This window comes from Marivirga harenae (genome assembly GCF_030534335.1).
Taxonomy (GTDB): domain Bacteria; phylum Bacteroidota; class Bacteroidia; order Cytophagales; family Cyclobacteriaceae; genus Marivirga; species Marivirga harenae.
This window is the reverse complement of the sequence record NZ_CP130565.1, coordinates 1,844,664-1,864,733: the sequence shown is the minus strand read 5'-3', so window position 1 is coordinate 1,864,733 and position 20,070 is coordinate 1,844,664. Positions and strand designations below refer to the sequence as shown.

The 20,070-nt window shown below is 36.5% G+C and carries 15 protein-coding genes; 6 read left to right on the top strand and 9 right to left on the bottom strand.

From position 1 onward, the window contains the following. Window positions 1-2 precede the first annotated feature (2 nt). Window positions 3-983, top strand: coding sequence for an AAA family ATPase (locus Q3Y49_RS07970; RefSeq protein WP_303271775.1), 981 nt, complete (start codon window positions 3-5; stop codon window positions 981-983). Between the two features lie 9 nt (window positions 984-992). Here the strand turns inward: Q3Y49_RS07970 and Q3Y49_RS07965 are convergent, their stop codons facing one another. After that, entirely contained in the window at window positions 993-1,493 is a 501-nt protein-coding gene (locus Q3Y49_RS07965) for a TrmH family RNA methyltransferase (protein WP_303271774.1), read from the bottom strand. 188 nt (window positions 1,494-1,681) lie between these two features. Here Q3Y49_RS07965 and dnaK point away from each other — a divergent pair, with 188 nt between their 5' ends. The 3 genes from dnaK to Q3Y49_RS07950 all read left to right on the top strand — a co-directional run bounded on the left by dnaK (window position 1,682) and on the right by Q3Y49_RS07950 (window position 5,431). Then, complete coding sequence (dnaK, locus tag Q3Y49_RS07960; RefSeq protein ID WP_303271773.1) at window positions 1,682-3,619, top strand: molecular chaperone DnaK; 1,938 nt, start codon at window positions 1,682-1,684, stop codon at window positions 3,617-3,619. 186 nt (window positions 3,620-3,805) lie between these two features. Further along, the gene (locus Q3Y49_RS07955; protein WP_303271772.1) at window positions 3,806-4,957 is read left to right on the top strand and encodes a DUF4221 family protein; all 1,152 of its coding nucleotides are present in this window, start codon (window positions 3,806-3,808) and stop codon (window positions 4,955-4,957) included. A 117-nt stretch (window positions 4,958-5,074) separates the two neighbouring features. Continuing rightward, a complete protein-coding gene (locus Q3Y49_RS07950; protein ID WP_303271771.1) occupies window positions 5,075-5,431 on the top strand; it encodes a hypothetical protein in 357 nt (118 codons plus the stop codon). A gap of 78 nt (window positions 5,432-5,509) precedes the next feature. Here Q3Y49_RS07950 and Q3Y49_RS07945 read toward each other — a convergent pair whose 3' ends face one another. The 7 genes from Q3Y49_RS07945 to Q3Y49_RS07915 all read right to left on the bottom strand — a co-directional run bounded on the left by Q3Y49_RS07945 (window position 5,510) and on the right by Q3Y49_RS07915 (window position 16,656). Beyond that, window positions 5,510-5,983, bottom strand: coding sequence for a DUF4168 domain-containing protein (locus tag Q3Y49_RS07945; protein ID WP_303271770.1), 474 nt, complete (start codon window positions 5,981-5,983; stop codon window positions 5,510-5,512). A gap of 132 nt (window positions 5,984-6,115) precedes the next feature. Next, window positions 6,116-8,446: a penicillin-binding protein 1C gene (gene pbpC / locus Q3Y49_RS07940; protein WP_303271769.1), complete on the bottom strand. Its 2,331-nt coding sequence runs from the start codon at window positions 8,444-8,446 to the stop codon at window positions 6,116-6,118. Further along, entirely contained in the window at window positions 8,427-13,886 is a 5,460-nt protein-coding gene (locus tag Q3Y49_RS07935; RefSeq protein WP_303271768.1) for an alpha-2-macroglobulin family protein, read from the bottom strand. The genes pbpC and Q3Y49_RS07935 overlap by 20 nt, the downstream gene beginning before the upstream one ends. Window positions 13,887-14,131: 245 nt before the next feature. Continuing rightward, window positions 14,132-14,713: an LOG family protein gene (locus Q3Y49_RS07930; RefSeq protein WP_303271767.1), complete on the bottom strand. Its 582-nt coding sequence runs from the start codon at window positions 14,711-14,713 to the stop codon at window positions 14,132-14,134. Window positions 14,714-14,825: 112 nt separating this feature from the next. Continuing rightward, window positions 14,826-15,050, bottom strand: coding sequence for a type II toxin-antitoxin system RelE/ParE family toxin (locus Q3Y49_RS07925; protein ID WP_303271766.1), 225 nt, complete (start codon window positions 15,048-15,050; stop codon window positions 14,826-14,828). Further along, window positions 15,034-15,270, bottom strand: coding sequence for a hypothetical protein (locus Q3Y49_RS07920; protein ID WP_303271765.1), 237 nt, complete (start codon window positions 15,268-15,270; stop codon window positions 15,034-15,036). The genes Q3Y49_RS07925 and Q3Y49_RS07920 overlap by 17 nt, the downstream gene beginning before the upstream one ends. A 39-nt stretch (window positions 15,271-15,309) precedes the next feature. Further along, window positions 15,310-16,656, bottom strand: coding sequence for a dihydroorotase (locus Q3Y49_RS07915; protein WP_303271764.1), 1,347 nt, complete (start codon window positions 16,654-16,656; stop codon window positions 15,310-15,312). Window positions 16,657-16,690: 34 nt separating this feature from the next. On the opposite strand from Q3Y49_RS07915, the gene Q3Y49_RS07910 reads away from it, so the two are divergent. Together Q3Y49_RS07910 and Q3Y49_RS07905 are read left to right on the top strand one after the other, a co-directional pair. Further along, complete coding sequence (locus Q3Y49_RS07910; RefSeq protein WP_303271763.1) at window positions 16,691-18,010, top strand: DEAD/DEAH box helicase; 1,320 nt, start codon at window positions 16,691-16,693, stop codon at window positions 18,008-18,010. Between the two features lie 241 nt (window positions 18,011-18,251). Further along, complete coding sequence (locus tag Q3Y49_RS07905) at window positions 18,252-19,448, top strand: MFS transporter (RefSeq protein WP_303271762.1); 1,197 nt, start codon at window positions 18,252-18,254, stop codon at window positions 19,446-19,448. A gap of 232 nt (window positions 19,449-19,680) precedes the next feature. Here the strand turns inward: Q3Y49_RS07905 and Q3Y49_RS07900 are convergent, their stop codons facing one another. Then, a complete protein-coding gene (locus tag Q3Y49_RS07900) occupies window positions 19,681-19,977 on the bottom strand; it encodes a hypothetical protein (protein ID WP_303271761.1) in 297 nt (98 codons plus the stop codon). Between the last annotated feature and the right edge of the window lie 93 nt (window positions 19,978-20,070).

The window sequence follows — 20,070 nt, the reverse complement described above, 5'->3', positions numbered from 1 at the left end:
ATATGGAGAAATTTGAAAATGAAGTAGAAGCGGCAAATGCTTTACATGAAAAATTCGAAAATTTAAAAAAGGAAATTTCAAAAGTAATTGTTGGGCAAGATGATGTTATAAAATTAGTTATTAGTTCATTTTTCTGTCACGCTCATAGTCTTTTAGTAGGCGTTCCAGGATTGGCCAAAACTTTATTAATCAATACGGTAGCTTCTGCTATGAATTTGAAATTCAATAGGATTCAGTTTACTCCTGATTTAATGCCATCTGATATTATAGGAGCTGAAACTTTAGATAAGGATCGAAACTTTAAGTTTATTAAAGGCCCGATTTTCAATAATATAATTTTGGCAGATGAAATCAATAGAACACCTCCTAAAACACAAGCGGCACTATTGGAATCGATGCAAGAAAAAAATGTGACCGTTGCAGGTGAAACCTATGCGTTGCCAGATCCATTTTTCGTACTTGCAACACAAAATCCAATAGAGCAAGAAGGAACCTACCCTCTTCCTGAAGCTCAACTAGACCGTTTTATGTTTAATATCACTTTGGACTATCCTTCTTATGAAGATGAATTGGATATTGTAAGAAATACTGGACAAGAGCTTGAAGGGGTCAATGCAGTGATGACCTCAGAGGAGATCCTTTATTTTCAAAAATTAGTGGATAAAGTACCTGTTACTGATAATGTTATAGAATTTGCAGTTCAATTAGTTCATAGTTCAAGACCTAATACCAACAAAGCATTTAATATCACTAACGAATATTTGGAATGGGGAGCAGGACCTCGTGCATCTCAATTCTTGATTAAGGGAGCAAAATGCAATGCCTTGCTCAACGGAAAATACTCTCCAGATATTGAAGACGTGAAAGCAGTTGCAGTACCAGTTCTACGTCATCGTTTGGTAAAAAACTTTAAAGCAGATGCTGAGGGCATGAGCATTGAAAAGATTATTGAAGAGCTAATCAAGAAAGTAGAGGCAAATTAATCGGTTCTACTAATTCTCTGTTACTTTGAACAAGCCAATTGCCAAGGCATTCACCACATTAATTGAAGAGTTTTGCCCAAACATCGGGATATGATAATGATATTGACAGAGATTTAATAGTCCCTCAGTTATACCTTGCCTTTCGGAGCCTACAACCAACAATATTTTATTGAAAGGACCAACTGCGAGATTATAAATGGGCCTGCTCTTTTCCGTAATCTCAATTGCAATCGGTTGGTATCCTGCATTTTTATATAAACTAATTTCACTTTTTCCGTCATTTACAAATTCATATTCTATGGTTTTGTAAGTATTTCTAGAAGCTCTTTTGACTTTAGTTGTCAAATCAATGGCATGTTTACCGACAAAATATATCTTTTCAATCCCAAAAGCCTCGGACAATCTCATAATCATCCCTGCATTTTCAGGAGTTCGGATATTTTCAGCCATAACTACGATTTGTAATTGATGTCTATCGTTTTGAATTCGTTCATGTTCTTTTTGAATCATTGGACACGATTGATATGAATGACAAAATAAAGGTTTTTCAAAATCAATTAGCTATAAAAGCAGACGATTTTCCATGATTTTACTTCACAAATGTCATAATGTCAGATAATATGAGTCTATTTCTTATTGGCACATCCATTGTTATGTATTGTGAAAAATGAATTTAGAATTAGAAAAATAAATAGATCATGGGAAAAATTATTGGAATTGACTTAGGTACTACCAACTCCTGTGTGGCGGTAATGGAGGGTAATGAGCCCGTTGTCATCCCCAACAGTGAGGGTAGAAGAACTACACCTTCAATTGTAGCATTTTTGGATGAAGGGAAAGGCGAACGAAAAGTAGGTGATCCTGCAAAACGTCAAGCTATTACAAACCCTGCCAACACAATAGCATCAGTGAAAAGATTTATGGGTAAGAAGTTTTCTGAAATTTCAGAAGAGAAAAAAATTGCTTCTTACAAAGTTGAATCTGGAAATAATGATACAGTTAGAGTAAAAGTAGGAGACAGAAATTATACACCTCAAGAATTGTCTGCAATGATCCTTCAGAAAATGAAGTCCACTGCAGAAGATTACTTAGGACAAGAAGTGACAGAAGCTGTAATTACAGTGCCTGCTTACTTTAACGATGCAGAGCGTCAGGCTACGAAAGAAGCTGGACAAATTGCAGGATTGGAAGTAAAAAGAATTATTAACGAGCCAACTGCTGCGGCTTTGGCTTACGGATTAGACAAAAGAGATAAAGATCAAAACATAGCCGTTTACGATCTAGGTGGTGGTACTTTTGATATCTCTATATTAGAATTAGGTGATGGCGTTTTCGAAGTAAAATCAACTAATGGTGATGTACACTTAGGTGGTGATGACTTCGATCAGGTAATTATCAACTGGTTAGCAAACGAATTTAAGGAAGAGCAAGGTATCGATTTAAAGCAAGACCCAATGGCCTTGCAAAGATTGAAAGAAGCTGCCGAGAAAGCTAAAATTGAGTTATCAAGTTCTACTGAAACAGAGGTGAATTTGCCTTATATCATGCCAGTAGATGGCGTGCCAAAGCACTTGGTAAGAAAATTAAGCCGTTCAAAATTCGAGCAATTGGCTGACGACTTAGTGAAAAGATCAATGGCTCCTGTTAAGAAAGCTTTAGAAGATGCAGGTTTATCAAATTCTGAGATTGATGAAGTAATCTTGGTTGGAGGTTCAACCCGTATTCCAAGAATTCAGGAAGAAGTTGAAAAATTCTTTGGCAAAAAGCCTTCTAAAGGAGTAAACCCTGATGAGGTTGTAGCAATTGGTGCTGCGATTCAAGGTGGAGTATTAACTGGTGAGGTTAAAGACGTATTATTATTAGATGTAACTCCATTGTCATTAGGTATTGAAACCATGGGTGGAGTAATGACAAAGTTGATCGAATCAAATACAACGATTCCTTCTAAGAAGTCAGAAACTTTTAGTACTGCTTCTGATAATCAGCCTTCAGTGGAAATCCATGTATTGCAGGGTGAAAGATCAATGGCAAAAGATAACCGTTCAATCGGTAGATTCCACTTAGATGGAATTCCGCCAGCACCAAGAGGTGTACCTCAAGTTGAAGTAACATTCGACATTGATGCTAACGGTATCTTGAATGTATCTGCTAAAGATAAAGGAACAGGAAAAGAACAGAAAATCAGAATCGAGGCTTCTTCAGGATTGTCCGAAGAGGAAATCGAGAAAATGAGAAAAGAGGCGGAAGCAAATGCTGAAACCGATAAAAAAGAGAAAGAGAAGATTGACAAAATCAATCAAGCTGACTCTTTAATATTCCAGACTGAGAAGCAAATGAAAGAATTTGGAGACAAGCTTTCTGAAGGCAACAAAACGGCCATCAACGATGCTTTAACCAAATTGAAAGAGGCACACAGCAGTCAAGATGTTGAAGCGATTGACAGCACAATGGAAGCATTGAACACTGCATGGCAAGCGGCTTCGCAGGAGATTTACCAAGCGCAACAAGCAGCCGGTGGTGCTGAAGGACAGCCAGGCGGAGACGCTGGGCAACAAGCAGAAGGCGAAAGTGGCGATAGCGTAGATGACGTGGAATATGAAGAAGTAAATGATGATGATAATAAAGATTCTAAGTAAGAATCAATAATCATAAGTAATAGTGTGAGCCCCTTAGAGATATCTGAGGGGCTTTTTTTTGTCGAAGTAACCCATAACTAAATAAATACTCTTTCTTTTTTAGTTAAAATTTGTATTGAATTTTTATGTTTGCTAACATTAAATATATTTATACAAACAGATACAGCCCCCTTTATCATATAAAATATGATAAGATTCACTAAAAATCAGTTAGCATTCCTTTTCACGATTTTTATATGCATTCTAAATTCATCCTGCCAAAACTCTTATCAAAAAACAGAAAACCAAAAGGCCAATTTTACCTTAGAAATACAAAATTCCCTAAATTTCAATCTAGAAAACCATAAAACCGCCTACACAAGAGGAGTACAAGTATATCCAAATCACAATCCTCAATATTTGCTATTCTTCCATTCTCACAGAAAATATACTTCCATCTATGATTTGAAATCGCAGGATTTACTGCATGAAATCCATTATGATTTTAAAGGGCCAAATGCAGTTCCAAAAAGTATAAACTATGCCCATATGCACAATTTTGATTCTATTTTCCTGTTTGATCCATTACCCCAACAAATTTATCTTGTAGATTCTGCTGGAAATAATATAGATAAATATGACATTAGCCTTGGTGACATGCATTTTATATTTGCGGACGGAGGCCATCCAGCATACTTTAACGAGGGAACGCTGTACTTTCCAACTTCCCCTTCTCCTATGGAAAATGCTACCTCTTCAGATTATGGTATGATAGAATTTGATATTGATAGGAAAGCTTTTGGCACTCAATACAATTTATCTGAGAAATACGATGAAGGCTTTTGGGATAAACATAGTTATAGACAAGCAATTCCTATTTTTAACGAGGTAAATAAAAATATCATCATGAGCTTCCCAAATGATGAATATATTTATGTTATAGATGCTCAAGGTAATAAGACACAGCACTTTGCCGGCTCATCGGAAATGAACACCTTAAAACCCTTAGCCAATGAGGTTTATAATGATGATGAAAGAACTTTTAGATTGCAGGCAAAACAGGGCTTTTATTCAGGCTTTAAATATGACAGATGGAGAAAGGTCTATTATCGCTTTGTTTACAATCCCACTGATAAATTTGCCGATAGAAGCACATTAGGTAAAAACGCTTCCATTATTATTTTAAATAAAGACTTTGAAATAGTTGGGGAGAGCCCTATAAATGCTAAAAAGTATTCATTTGGCATCACCTTCATAAATAAGGAGGGACTCCATCTTTTCAATAATAATCAATACGAAAAAGAAGATGATAGCGAATTTTCTTTTGATCTGTTTAAACTTAAAAATGCAACACCATGAAATAGTCATAAACCCTGCATACCAACCGAAATGAATATAACAGGTCATTGAAGGTTAGATAGCTAGGCTTTTGAATTTTGACTATTCCATGTGACCTTTGAAAATAAACTTGTACACATGAAATTCTTAATTATCTTATTTAGCCTTATCATTTTTCAAACTGAGTACCCACATACCGCACAAAACAAGGACTTTATGGTAAAATATAAGTTTGAAAAAAAAGCTGACGGGAAAACTTATATGCTAGGGCACATAACATTTCAAAAAAATAATAAAAACGGGATCAATACCAATATGATTGTTGAAGTTCACAGAATTGGCACGGTCCCACAAATGGACGGCACTTTTGAATTAGAACTTCCGGATAAAAAAGGTCAGATTTTAGTGTGGAATTCTAAATATAAAGGCAAATGGAGATTTGACTACGAGGTCAAATTAAGCAGAGATAAGGATTTTACAATTGGTGATAATTAGAAAAATTATCAAATAAAAACACTAAAAAGCCATTCATTTTTAGTAATGAATGGCTTTTTTATGAAAAAAAATCTGCTTCTATCCTTTGGATTTAGCTTGAACGACCGTATCAACTTTCTTTCTAAAGTCTTCATCTTGTTGATAGGCCATCATGATTTGTTGGTATTTTTCTTGGCTAATATCATGTTTTTCCAATGCTGAAAGCATTTTTGACTGCGTTTCTTGGTTATTAGCCATAATTTCCTGAGCTGCAGCATTAAAGGCTTTCATTTCTTCAGGGCTTGCCTCTTCATCAGATTGCCCCTGCTGGATAGCTACAATCTCGTTAAATCTTTCTAATTCTAAATCATTTTCTTTGATGATTCCCATAGCCTCCTTCTCTGCTGCTTGTTGTACTTTAGTGACATCCAAGTTGGCTTCCACAAAGGTCTCAATCTCCTGATCACTAAAGTCTGTTGAAACTTCTTGTTGTGGCATTGGCATTTGTTGCTGTGCAAAAACGGCCGTAGCCAATACAGACAATATTACGGTTGCAAAAACTCTCATTTTCATTCTATTAGGGTTTTGTTTCTCTGACATGCGAAGGTACAGCGACCAAAACGATTGAAAAACCTATTGCCAGCTTGATTTACAAAATATCGGAAAGTTCTTTAAATACTGAAATAGAATGATAAAATACTGAAATCAATCTCTCACTACAGCAAAAACTTTCTGGGTATCTTCTCCCCCTAAATCATCTACTATTTTAAGCTCATTCCATCCCGAATTAAATTGAACAGCCATTTTGTGCTGTCGATCAGTTTCTCCCAGAAAAACTTCATTAAGGTACCAATAGACTTTTTTAACGGAAGTCGTGTGACCCACTTTACAAATGACCTTTTGCAATTTGCCATTAAAATCAACGGGGAGAAATAATTTAGCATCCATATTGGGATAGATTATCCTACTGCTATTTTCCGCTTTATATCTAGTGCATTCAGGATTATGCGGAGGTATTGCCTCAACAAAAGTCCCTTTTTTTCTTAGATAATAAGCAATATCTGCAGGATATTCCAATACTTTAGTTGGAACTGCACCTAATTGATCCCAACAGGCTGAACAAGTCTGCAAATCCAATTGACGATTTAAATATTTCGTCTGATGGTAGTCACAACTTTTCATTGATTTCATATTGTAAGGTGCATTAACAAGCTCCGTTTCCTTGCAATTCTGCGATGACCTAAATCCTGAAATAGCACAAATCTCAAGTTTTTGAAAGTCCACTTCATTGAACTCAAACCATTCATTTTGAGAGTCGGACGGAAGTGCTTCCAAAAGATCAAAAAGAATAGGGCCAGCAGAATTCGCCCCGTTTAAATTCTTATTACTTTCTCCATCGAAATTTCCCACCCAAACAGCTATGGTATAATCAGGATTTAAACCAACTGCCCAAGCATCTTTATGTCCATAGCTAGTTCCTGTTTTCCACGAGAACTCTCTAGAATTATCAAATTTCTGCCAAAAATATTCACTACCTGGTCGCTTTAAGTCTTTTAGCATATCGAGAGTCAAATAAGTACTGCCTGCGCTTATCAACTGGGCACTTTCCTGAGATTTCCCTACTTGCTCTTTTAAAATAATATTATCTGAGAATTTGCCCTCATTGGCCAGCCCCCTATAGAGTCTGACCATATCCCACACACTTACTTCTGCTCCTCCAAGTATTAATGGCAAACCGTATTCATCAGCGGACCGAAATAAGCTACTTACTCCGGCTTCTTTAAGAAAACTGTAGAACTGGAATAAACCATAGCCATTAAGCAAACGAACAGCAGGTATATTAAGGGATTTAACCAAAGCCTCTTTGGCCGTCACCACACCTTGGAAATCTTCATTCGCATTATTAGGTGAAAAGCCATCAAAATAAGTCGGAAGATCTCTGATAAAAGTTTCAGGGATAATCATTCCTTCATCCATGCCTAAGGCATATAGAAAAGGTTTTAGAACACTGCCGCTTGACCTATGCGCCAACACACCGTCCACTTGTCCTTTATTTGCATTATCATAAAAATCCGGGGAGCCTACATAAGCTTTGATTTCACCTGTTTTCGAATCTGAAATTGCGAAGGAGAGGCTAGTAATTCCATCCTCTTCATATAACTCTTTATATTTCTGAGCAATAAGGTTTGATCTCTTTTGTAGCTTCTCGTCTATTGTAGTGTGTAATATTTTTCGATTAGGATACTGAGTCTTTAAAAACGAAGCCGCATGAGGGGCCGAACTTTTAAAGGGTATGAAATCATCAGGAACAGCTTCCAAAGTACTTAATTCATAAGTAAGCTTATCTATGCATTCCTTTTCATAAAGCTTTTTCAATAAAGAATTTCGCTTTTCTATTAACTTATTATTGATTTTTGAAGGATAAATTAGTCCAGGTGCATTTGGAAGTACAGCCAAGGTAGCAGCTTCACTCCAAGTGAGAGATTTAATTTGTTTACCGAAGAATTTGTGTGTTGCCGTCTGGTAACCAATTACATTACCACCATAGGGGGCGTGCTGCAAATACATTCTGAGAATTTCCTCTTTAGAATAGTGTAAATTCAGCTTTATCGCCTCGATGGCTTCCAGAGTTTTGTAAAAGAAATTCCTTTTGTTCTGATGTTTTAAGCGAACCACTTGCATGGTTAAAGTGCTCGCCCCGCTCACAATTCTAGCTGCTTTTATATTTTGATTGATTGCACGAAAAACTGCTCCGAAATCAATACCAAAATGTGAGTAGAAATCCTGGTCTTCATATAGAAGTACAGCTGTTTCAAGTTTTTGGGGTATAGCAGAGGTGTCAGGAGGCAAAAACCATTGTTCATTCTCATTAAGGAAAACATGTAAAAGACTACCACGATCTGATTTTACAACTGTGCTATAGTCAACTGAAAAATAAGGTCTTCTGAAAGGAACTAACAAATAAATAATGGCAACAGAAAAGAATACGACCAATACCCATTGCCATTTCTTAATTTTAATCCATGCTTTCAACATAAACCTTTTTACTTGTATTTCTGGCTTTATAATCTGGGTTATACATTGCCTCTACGATGGTTGCCGGAAGTTGATATTCCCCTGCTGAAACTGCATTTAACTTCATTACGAAATCATATTCCGTATTCCCCACTAGATCAAAAAACCACATGGCTCTGTCATCTCTAATATCAACATAATCCTCTTTGTTAATATTCCATTTATTCATCCATTCAGGAGCCACTGATCCTTTTAATCGGGTATTATCAATTTGCCAACCGGAAGGCAAGATTTGAACTAATGCAATTTCAGAAGCTCTGCTAGCCGGACTAGTGTTTTTGACTCTGAATCTAGCATAAAAAGTTTGGCCTTGCTTAGTGCTTTCTGGATTTATCATTCTTCCTTCGTCATCGTAATAATCCACCTCTAATGAGAGATTTTTCTCTTCCTTGGGAGCTTCATCCTTTAGTGGGACACCTGTCCAGGAAAGGGCGGCATAAACTTTATCGACATTGGAATCATCGCTCAAACTAATGCTGAGGTTTTGACTGAAATTATTTTTTACTGGCATTCTAAACCTTCCATTTTCATTGAATTCTACTGTGCTGCCATCAGAAAGTTTAATTTCGCCTTTAATTACCTTTCCAGCACTCAAGTCGATATCTGCTTTATCAAAGTAATGTCCTAAGGCCAATAACATATAACCGGAACTCTGGGTGCTTAAATAGTCTTTCGAAGATAATCCTTTTGCTACCTGCTTGGCCATTAATTCTGCTGTTTCCATATCCTCCATCAAAGTGGCACAATATAAAATTATAGCATCATCACGATATTTAGACCCAAAATTATAAGAGAAGGCTTCATATTCCGTTGTTTCTGTGCTTGCCTCTGATAGTATATTTTCTTTAACATTCTCTACACCTGAAAGATGATAAGCTGCGGCTAACATCCATCTTTCAGCATTATTCATTTTGGAAAGTTCATTCTCCATTAACAAATTCATCTCTGAGATTGGCCTTTTATCCGCCAAGCTGAGGATAAATACTCTGTTCACCCTAGTACTTAACTTCCCTCTCCTACGACTCGATTGTCTACTTAATCCATCAATGGCACCATCATACATAAAATCAGGGACTGAATATCCTAGATTTTTGGCTTCGATCAGGTAGTGCGTTGCATAATTGGTACCCCATTCTGAAGCTTTGCTGCTTCCTGGCCAATAGGAAAAACTACCATCACTAAGCAAGAATTGTTGTAAACGGTTTATACCTTCATTGATGTTCTCATCAATCTCACTGAACTCTTCCTTGTCAAAATAGCCCATTTTCTTCAGATATAATTGAGGGAAAACAGAAGATACTGTTTGTTCTATGCAACCATAGGGATAACGGATCAACCATTTCAATCGATGCTCAAAATCCATATTAGGAAATATGTTGATATCTAATGTAGCATAGTTAGTACCCTCAATACCTATTTTGGGAACTTTCATATCAATGCTTTTACCAACATTAACATCTACTGTATTCTTATCATAAACCCTTGTTGCAGAAGGTGTAATGGCAATATCAGTCTCGTTTTCAACTTTAATATTTCCTGAAACGCCCTCGATTCTAATTTTGGCTTGACCCACAGCCTCTTTTACTCTTACCTTAAATTTGATTTGCGTATCGTCTTGCTTGCTAAAGTCAACAGTTTTGGAGACAGCACCAATTATTTCTAAAGGTCCCTCAATTTTCAAATCAAACTTAGCCGTTTTAACACTTTCATTTACCTTGAACAGTGCAACAGGCAAAGTGAATTCATCCCCTGGTTTTAAAATCCTCGGAATGGTCGGTTGCATAATAATATCCGATTTCACAGGCACCGTTTTGTCGGCATGTCCATAACTTCCATTCTGAGTTCCTACTACCATGACTCTCACTGCGCCATTATAATTAGGCATATGGAATTTCACGCTAGCATTCCCATTCGCATCAGTCATAAATGGCCCTTTAAACATACTAACCGGCTTGAATCTTTTCGTATCATCATTGAGGTCTGTTTGTGATTCTCGGTAGTCCATTTCTAGCCCACCCCCAATAGAAAAAGTTTGAAATACATCATTTTTATTGGCACTGATTATATGAGAAAACACATCATAGGTACTTACCTGTAGACCAATTTTTTTATAGAATGATACCCAAGGATTAGGTGTCCTAAATTGGGTTAGACTTAGTAGTCCTTCATCTACTACAGCAATGGTAAACTGTGACTTTTTGCCATTAGTGGTATTAATATTCACCTCGAAATCTTCATTTGGCACTAGATTTTGAGCCAAATTGATATTGTATCCAATTTTAGTATCTGGGTCTTCCACCATAATTGGAATAATTCCGAACATTCTGATGGGCCTGTCATTTTGAGTCTGCTCGTGCCGTTGAATCACGGATACAGTTGCATAGACATTAGGAACCATATTTTTCTTGATAGGAATATCGAGAATCAATTCATCTGACGACTCATCAGAAGGGTTTACCCAAAACCAATCTATCATGTCATCTCCTTGCTCTAAGGTAACCAAGACCCTTCCTGATTTAGGATTAGGTAATTTTATTTTGGCAGTTTCATAAGGTGCATATTTTTCTTTATCTGCCTTCAAAGCTAAATTGCCTTCATTTAAATCTCCGCCAGGAACACTCCCATATCGGTATGCACTAAAAAATGAAGAGCTAACATGTCCGTTTCCACCATCACTTACTTCTATCAAATACTCTCCGCTTTCTTGGGGACTAAAACTGATATAATCCATATTTTGCGAAGTAGTGATTTTCCCTTCTGTTTCCAGATAAGTCTGACTGTCTTCCTTATATTTTAGCTGGTAATTTCTTCTATTATTATATTGGTACCACCATCTGCTGTCGTTCCTGTAAATTTTGTATTGAAGGGATTTCCCACTCATTTTATTACCATTCTCATCTAATAAGACAACAGGGAATCTAACCTCCTCGCTTGTTTTATAATAATGATAACCGCTAGGGTCTTTTAATCCCACATAATTCGGATACCGATGGAGTTCAACAACATTATAATTTTCATTTGGCTGACCACCCGTTTCAAAAACCTTTGCCACCAACTTTGCTTTTAAAGCTGATGGGATAGTTCCTAATTCCGGAATCACCCAACTACTGCTGAGCATGCCCTCCTCATCTAATTGAGATTTTAAAACATTCTGGCTTAGCGGTTTAAACTCAACGTCCGCTCTGCTGAAATTGAAGTCTTTATACTTTGGGAAATTGATCTCCCAAGGAAGAATTTCGACACTAACTTCAGTCTTAAGATTAGAAGCTGGGGTTCCGAATAAATAACGAGATTCTATATCATAATCCAAGGTCTTATCTGTCCAGCTAAAAGTGCTTTTTTCAGGCTTAACCATCACTTTTAATTTCTCCGCAACCACTGTTTCAATCTTTAAGTTTTCACTAAATGACGAACCTCCAGCATTGATTCTTATGGTGTAATTGCCAGTAGGAGCATTAGCTTCCGTTTGAAAAGCAAAAACAAAAAGTCCATCTGTAGATCTAGGATTGGTAGCCTCATGAATAATTTTATACTCAGGATCACGAACAGTGATCGTTGCTTTATTACTTCTAGGGAATGTATTATTGGAATTTCTGACTATTGCACTAACATGAACGGAATCTCCCGGACGATAAACCCCTCTTTCCGTATATATAAATGCTTTGGTTCTATCTCTATTTGAATAACTACCTCCTACATCAAATCCTGATGTGCTCCACTGCATTTCATTCTTTTTCAGGGCAGTAATTTGATTGCTTTTTTCTGCTAACAAATAATAAAAATAGCTCCTGTTAGAATGGACATGCCCATCAGAGCCAGTAGTGAATGTATAATCTACGTTGCCATTATAATCCAATAACTTAATATCCACACCTGAAGCTGGCTCAGCAGTAACCAAATCAGTGGCAAAAATATCCAAGCCACTAGATGTACTTTTTACCGTGATCCCTAAATCACTTATAAACAAAGGTTTGTATATCTGACCTTTTTCCTGAATATGATTCAATTTATCTCCTTCAATTGGAATGCTCACATCGGAAGGAGTAAAATTAACTCGTACTAAAAACACACCATGCTGATAAGTTGAAAATAAATCGGATAAGTCAAATTCATTTAATACCCATTCATTCTTTTTATCCTTCAGTTCAATCGTTTGATTTTTTACAATGACACCCACAGTACTTGAATAATCATTATTAAAAGCTTTATTCCTAGTTTTTTCACTCTTGAGTTGTTCTGCTTTCAGGAACTGACCAATTTGATTTGTGTACAGCTTTTTAACTTCAAGATGAACACGTTGCAGATTTGAGGTATAAAACTGAATTTTACTTTGGTTTGATGAGGGTAAGATGATTCCATTTGATCCAAATTCAATCTGAGGCTGAATATTAGACAGGCTAATTTCTTCTGTCTTTATATTCTCTGTTTTGGTTCCCCACTTACTTCGAATCCCCTTTTCAATGGTAACAGAATAACTTTCACCAAACTTAAATTCTCCATCTAGGATTACTGCTTTCCCCAGTTTTTTAGGTGATATTTTCACATTAGGTGAGATGCTCACTAGACCTGTTATATCTTGATCCACATCCAAGTCATCAGAAAAAGTTAAGCGCAACCTTGGTTTTTTACCACTCTCATCTGCTGACAATTTTGTCATTTTCATTTGTGTTATCGGAGCTATATTGAAAACTTCCGAATAACCGTTTGAAATATTGAGGGTCTTTTTATCAATTTTAAAACTGAATTCCTGCTCTCTATCAGTTCTGTTTATTGCAGTTGAGGTAAATTTGAAATTCTTGTCATCTAATTTACTCCAGTTCAATTGGATATCACCTCCTTCAATCTCTGTAGCCATCTCTACAGCCTCTAGCGATGTCTTCTCAGTAAATGACAGACCACCGCTATACAACACTTTTTTAGGATTATTTCTGTCAACTAGATCTAAGTCCCCTGTGAAACTGCTGATTTCCCTGCCTAAGATCAATAAATTAAAACTTAAATTCTCTAGATTTTTCTCCTTAAAATTTGAGGAAAGCTTTTGCAAATCAAGCTGGCCTTCAATTTTCTCCCTCATGGGTAAATCCTCCTTTGGAATAAACTTTAGTACGCTAGTACTAACCCAGACAGCTTTCCCATCTAATGAGTGGCTGAAACTAAAAACATCCTCGGGGCTGCTATCAACTTCATTTTCCTCAATCACGGGATTGTTAAAAATCACCTGTATTTGATCATCAAAATGGACTTCACCATTTGTTACAAAACTCACCTCTTTCGCAATTTCCTCGGAAAATTGGATTTTGGGTACTTCTGTGCTGTTTTCAGTTTTTTTGCTACATGAAAACGATAATAAAGCAATAAGGAAACTGTAAGCGATTTGCTTGAAGGGGAGTGAAAAATTCATATGCTAAAATTGTTCTTTAAAAATTGACGCTTAAAACTAGGTAAAATGATTTAAACAAAAGAACATACAAATGGATTTATTTGGATTTGCTGCCAGCACTAAAAAGAGAGTCTTTAAAAATTTAATATTAGTATTCTTTTAGCAGCAACGCCCAATTGCTGCCGTTCAAAGTACAGAATAGTATTAAACTGAAGCACCAAAAAGCCTAAAGAGAGGAATAATAAGTGTTGACATACTTATTAATTTCAAGTCTCCGTTTTACGAATCCATTTTGGCGTTTCAGGAGCTTGATATTTTTCCATCTTATATAACAGAGTAGAAATTTCGTCATCACTTAACAACATCTTACGGTTTATCTCCTTTAATAAGTTTTGCTCTGTCATTTGAGAAAGCATTTGCAAAAGAGGATCGTAAAAACCCTCCACATTCAGTAACCCGACAGGCTTTTGGTGCAAACCTAATTGTCCCCAGGTCAGAATTTCAAAAAGCTCTTCCATAGTGCCAAAACCGCCAGGTAAGGCAATAAATCCATCTGCCAAATCATGCATTTTGAGTTTTCGCTCATGCATGGATTCGACCACTATCATCTCAGATAATTCAGTATGTGCTACTTCCTTGGTTTGCAAGAAATCGGGAATAACACCAATTACTTCGCCATTTTCTGATAAAGCGCCATCCGCTACTGCACCCATCAAGCCAATTTTAGCACCTCCGTATACCACTCCAATATTTTTTTGAGCTAAAATCTTTCCCAATTGAAAAGCTTGCTCACTGTATTTTCCATTTTTACCTGCGCTTGATCCACAGAATACTGTAATTCTTTTCATAAAAAGCTATTTAGTTTCATTAAGATTATAATCCCAGTTCTCTATCTACTGCATTTTTATAATTATTGAAGAAGGATAAAATAATAACAGATTTTTCGTCTTCATCTATCTCTTAATAAAGACTATTATATTTTAGGATAACAGCTTTGTGAATATTCTCTTTTACAGATTTGGGATATAACTTGGGATTTTCTTCAATGAGATTAATTGTGAAGTCAATGGCTTTCTTCAAGTTAACAGTAACTACCTCAGGCCATCTATTTTTTAAATAATTTGAAATCTCTTCTAATTCACTTAATGCTTTTTCAGTCCATAAGACCTTATAGCCATTTTCCATAGCGCCTTTTTGCTTCCGATTGAGAAATTAAGTTTCCTTTTTTAGCATCTTCTCGTCCCAACCTAATATACTCTTTTTCGGCTTCAGATAAATCCGCCCAAAAATCCTTATCTGAGTATCTTTTTATATCCTCAATTTGACGCAATATGGCATCATTTTCTTGGCCATTAATCCAGCTTATCAGATCTCGTTTTAAATCCTCTTTTGTGGTATTCTTCATACTTTCAAGTTATCATTTATAAAACTCAAATCAAATAAATTAAATTCCATTGGTTTTAAACAACATCCTCTCTCCCACTCCTGCTTCAATTACCCCACCATTCTCATAAACTTTATTCCCATTTACAAAAGTGCTATGAACAGACGAAGGAAAAGTATGCCCTTCAAAAGGAGACCAGCCACATTTGGCTAAAATATTATTTTTGGTTACCGTATATTCCTTTTCTAAATCCACCAAAACACAATCGGCATGGTAGCCTTCTCGGATATAGCCTCTTTCTTCTATTCTGAATAAAGTGGCTACATTATGAGAAGCTTTTTCAACAATCTTCTCTAAAGATATCTTTCCTTGCTTATGAAAATCTAAAAGTGCCATTAAATTATGCTGAACTAATGGTCCACCGGATGGTGCTGAGAAATATTTGTTTTGCTTCTCTTCCAATGTATGTGGAGCATGATCGGTAGCTAGCACATCAATTTTATCATCTAAAAGTGCTTGAAATATAGTTGCTCTATCACTAGCCGTTTTCACAGCTGGATTCCATTTTATCAAGGTTCCTTTTTCTCTATAATCCTCATCACTAAACCAAAGATGATGAACACAAGCTTCTGCTGTGATCTTCTTCTTTTCTAGTGGAATTGAATTATCAAAGAGTTCTGTTTCTTTTCCTGTTGAAATATGAAGTACATGTAATCTCGAACCGTGCTCTTTCGCTAATTTTACAGCTAAGGAAGAAGATAGATAGCAAGCCTCCTCAGATCTAATAATAGGATGCATTTCGATGGGTACATCTTCACCATATTTTGCTTTTGCTGCTGCTGTATTGGCTCTGATTGTCGCTTCGTCCTCACAATGGGTGGCAATCAACATAGGCACCTTGGAGAAAATATTATTGAGCGTATCTTCATTATCTACCAACATATTGCCTGTTGAACTACCCATGAACACTTTTACGCCACAGACTTTTCGCGGGTCCGTTTTCAATACTTCCTCTATGTTATCGTTGCTTGCCCCCATGAAGAAAGAATAATTAGCAATAGAATTCTTAGCAGCAATCTGATATTTATCTTCCAATAATTCCTGAGTCAAAGCATTGGGTACGGTGTTGGGCATTTCCATAAAGGAAGTAATTCCTCCTGCAACAGCTGCTCTTGACTCTGTATAAATATTCGCTTTGTGCGTTAAGCCTGGTTCACGAAAATGCACTTGATCATCAATTAAGCCGGGTAAAAGATATTTTCCTTTGGCGTCAATTACTTCATCAGCCTCCTCAGCATTAATGCTGGATGCAATTTTTTCAAAGCGTCCATTTTTCATCAGCACATCTAGCTGCTGAATTCGCCCTTCATTTACTATATTTGCATTGACAATCAGAATGGTTTTCATATTTCAGTACATTTTTCCTTAAATAATAGACTTCATGTCGCAAGATACCGCATCCTTTCAAGATTTTAAACTCAACAAACAATTATTCAATGCCATTGATGATTTGGGTTATGAAAAACCTTCTGAAATTCAAGTAAAAGCAATCCCTAGGATTTTGAATGGCCATGATGTTATCGGTATTGCCCAGACTGGGACTGGTAAAACCGCTGCTTTTGTACTACCGCTTTTAATGAAACTGAAATATGCCCAAGGTCATGACCCCAGAGCCTTAATCATAGCACCTACTCGCGAATTGGTGATGCAGGTGTATGAAAATATACTAGAACTAGGGAAATACACAGATTTACGTACAGTTTGCCTTTATGGTGGAATTGGTCCAAAAAAACAAGCAGAAGAAGTAGCTGCAGGTTGTGATATTATTGTAGCCACTCCAGGCAGGCTTTTAGATATTTATAGTGCTGGCGTATTACAACCCAAGCAAATTAAAACTTTTGTGTTGGATGAAGCGGACCGCATGATGGATATGGGATTTATGCCTCAAATCCGTAGAGTTCTGGAACTTTTGCCAATGAAAAAGCAAAACCTCTTTTTCTCCGCTACTTTTCCTGAGAAGGTTGAAAAATACGCCTATGAGTTTACAGACTTCCCGGAAAAAGTGGAAGTCACCCCTGAAACTATGACTGCAGAATTAATAGAGCAGTCTTTATATCACGTACCCAATTTCCTAACCAAAATAAACTTATTGAAATACCTTTTTGAAAATGAAGATTTCAGTAGGGTTTTAATTTTTGTAAGGACTCGTAAGAATGCCAATAATGTATACAGTTTTATTGAGCGAAGAATTAGCGAGGAAGCGCGAGTGATCCATGCCAATAAAGCACAATCAACTCGGATTAATGCGATCAATGAGTTTAAATCTGGAAATGTCAGAGTACTCGTAAGCACGGATGTGACGGCCAGGGGAATAGATGTAGAAGAAGTCAGCCATGTCATCAACTTCGAAGTCCCTAATAAATATGAAGACTATGTTCACCGAATCGGGCGAACCGGACGTGCAGCACATCATGGGATTGCTATTAGCTTTGTTGACCCTTCGGACGTTTACCATATCGATAAAATTGAGGAACTAATCCAGAAGAAAATCAAGGTCCTAGAACTGCCGAAAGAGATTGAACTGATGGAAACACTCCCTTCAGAGAAAAAAGACATGGAACAAGAAATCGATCGTCAAAAGCACTTAGAAAACCCTGACTTCAAAGGCGCTTTCCATGAAAAGAAAAAGAAAAACTTGAGTGGGAAAGCAAGAGATAAGGCTTTTGGGAATAAGCCGAAGGATAAGCGGAGGAAGAAATGATTTGTTGATTTATTAATGATTCGATGTGCTGATGAACTGATTTCCAAACTGTATCGCCCTTTCAAAATTGAGTTGTAGAAATAAATGGAAATATAGTAGATATAGAATTGTACTATTGAATTGAACTGACAAATTCAAGTTTTTTGGGTATTGTCAGCTGCCTATTTGATAAGTATTAGAAAAAATTAGCTTTAGAGATAAAAGTCTAGATTCTAGACTCAAGGTTCTAAAAATCTCAAACATGAGTAATTGGAAAACATTATTTAAAGAATATAAATACATTTTAAGCTTAGGCTTTGTATTTGCCTATTTCTCCAGTTTTGGACAGACCTTCCTGATTTCGCTTTATGTGCCTGATATTGAAAGTTGGTTAGGGCTCAATAATACTTCAATGGGAAGCTTATACGCTGCCGCAACGGTTGCATCGGCTTTCACTTTACCTACCTTAGGAAGTTTATTCGACCGTATGAAACTAGGCAATTACATGGCCATGATTTTGATTGGCTTAATGACTGCTCTCTTGGTTTTATCCTTCTCCATCCATATCATCATGGTATTTGTTGGGCTCTATATGTTGAGGCTGTTTGGTCAAGGATTAATGAGTCATACTGCTGTTTCTACCATGTCCCGATATTTTGACACCAATAGAGGTAAAGCCATAGGGATTGCCACAACTGGTCACCCATTTGGAGAAGCCACCATGCCGGTTGTCATTACATTAATAATTGGATGGTTAGGTTGGCGAGGCTCATTGCAGTTAAATGCAGCCATAGTTTTAGTCTTTATCATGCCCTTGGTTTATTGGCTATATAGTAAAAAGAAGAAAGAAAAGATTCAATCAGAACCTGAAGTGAATTTGGGTAAAAGCAAAGTTAGCGCTTGGAAAATTCTGAAACATAAAGCCTTCTTAATCATTGCGCCCGCTGTTTTTGCTTTAGGATTTACCAACACAGCCATTTTCTTTTTCCAGTTGAAATTAGGGGCAGCAAAAGGCTGGAGTGCGGCATGGGTTTCCTCCTCATTAGCCGCTTTTGCTGGAGCGAGTGCTTTAGGTATGTTTATGGCAGGCCCTTATATTGATAGGCTGACAGCTAAAAAGCTATTCCCATTTGTTCTCATTCCTTATGTAATTGGAGTGCTGACCTTACTGGTGAGTGATGCGCCCATTATTTATCCTTTATCTCTAGCACTTATGGGTTTTGCAAATGGCTTTGGAGGAACCGTTAAGAATGCACTATTTGTGGAAATTTTTGGAGCCGATATCATCGGAAAAGTTAGAAGCTTATTTGTAACCGTGATGGTTCTAAGTACAGCATTAGGCCCGTTGTTTTTTGGAGTATTGGTGGATGAAGGCTACAGCTTTAATGAAGTGTTTCTTCGAAATGCACTAGGAATAGTGGTCATTATTTTATGGAGTTTTAGGATTAGGAAGATGTAGGCACTCCTGAATTTTAGCTCTTCTGATTTGGAAAGAAGGTAATTAATCGGATCAGAATCGAGTAGAAAACAAGAGAGTTCGATTACATTTCAAATTCCTCACTTCATTCCATACTTAAGCCACAGACTTTAATTTGCTCCAAAAAGTCAAGCATTTTTTAGAGAAGAATTCTAAAATTTAAAAAGTCTGGAACAGCTTTGGAATTTTGCCAACTTACAATTTAATGCAATGACTATGAAGCTAGATACAAAATAAGCAGTACGTTATCGGTAAAATTGCTCCTACGAACTTCATATTCAAATAGTCTACTTAAATTATAAGAACTATTAGCTTCAATTTTTATAAAAATCCCATCTATTTCAAATTCATTAGATGCTTCTATTAAAGAGCTGCCGCCATTAGAATTCGATCGTACAATATTTACTTCAGTAACGTTCTCGCTATCTATGACAGATTGAATTTTTCGAGCTACAATCTCACCATCTGACAGAATCTCATCTTCTGAGCATGATAGTAAAAATGTAAACATTATAAGTACGAGCAGTTTAGTCTTCATGATGACTTGTTAAGGTTAGTTGAAGTTTCAATATTGCAAGAAAGATATTTCGAGTTCTGATAAAAA